This is a genomic window from Streptomyces sp. PA03-6a, from assembly GCF_033792765.1.
In the GTDB taxonomy this organism is placed as follows: domain Bacteria; phylum Actinomycetota; class Actinomycetes; order Streptomycetales; family Streptomycetaceae; genus Actinacidiphila.
The window spans coordinates 1-1,093 of the sequence record NZ_JARAVK010000569.1; the positions used below are offsets into that span (position 1 = coordinate 1).

Sequence of the window (1,093 nt, forward strand, 5' to 3'; positions counted from 1 at the left end):
GCTGGTGCCACGAACGGCTACTGAGGTGGCGGACCGGCCCTGGTGCCGAGTCCTGGAATTAGGTCGCTGCGTGGCCCGCATGTGCTTGTGACCAGCGCAAACACTACTGCTCAGGGGAGAAGCAACGTGATCTACTGCGGAATCGACTGGGCCGAACAAACTCACGACATCGCCCTCGTCGACGACTCCGGCCAGCTGCTGGCCAAGCGGCATGTCACCGATGACGCAGCTGGCTAACGGATCTTGCTGGATCTGCTCGCCGAATACGGTGACACCGAGGACACCCCAGTCCCGGTGGCGATCGAAACCTCCCGGGGCCTGCTCGTGGCGGTGCTGCGGACCGGCAAGAGGCAGGTCTTCGCGATCAACCCGATGGCCGCCGCCCGCTACCGCGATCGTCACAGCGTCTCACGCAAGAAGTCGGACCCCGGCGACGCGCTTGTGCTGGCGAACATCCTCCGCACAGACATGCACGCCCATCGCCCCCTGCCCCAGGACAGCGACCTGGCCCAGGCCGTCGGCGTCCTCGCCCGCGCCCAACAGGACGCGACGTGGAACAAGCAACAGTCCGCCAACCAGCTCCGGTCCTTGCTCCGTGAGTACTACCCGGCCGCCCTGGACGCCTTCGCCAAGTGGAACAACGGCCTGTGTCGGCCCGAGGCCCGCGAACTCCTCAGGACGGCCCCCACGCCCGCCAGGGCCGCCCAGCTGACCCGCACACAGATTCAGGCCGCACTCAAACGCGCCGGCCGCAGGCGAAGCATCGAAGCATCGAAGCCGAGGCTGAGCGGCTCCGCGAGGTCTTCCGGGCCGAGTGGGCCCACCAGCCACCGCTCATCGAGGACGCACTCGGCAAGCAGATGCTGGCCCTGCTGGTCCAACTGGAGGCCGCCTGCACTGCAGCCGACGACCTCGCCGAGGCGGTCGAAGAGGCTTTCCCTCAGCACCCGGACGCTGGCGTGATCCTCAGTTTTCCTGGTCTCGGCGTCCAGCTCGGCGCCCGGGTGCTCGCCGAGATCGGAGACGACCGTCAGCGGTTCGCCGACGCCCGGGGTCTGAAGGCATACGCAGGCTCCTCACCCATCACCCGCGC

The 1,093-nt window shown here is 67.8% G+C and carries 1 pseudogene; it reads left to right on the forward strand.

The annotated features are described in order from the left end of the window. Positions 1–126: 126 nt before the first annotated feature. Positions 127–1,093: pseudogene (locus tag PV350_RS46660) on the forward strand (IS110 family RNA-guided transposase); the annotation flags it as partial.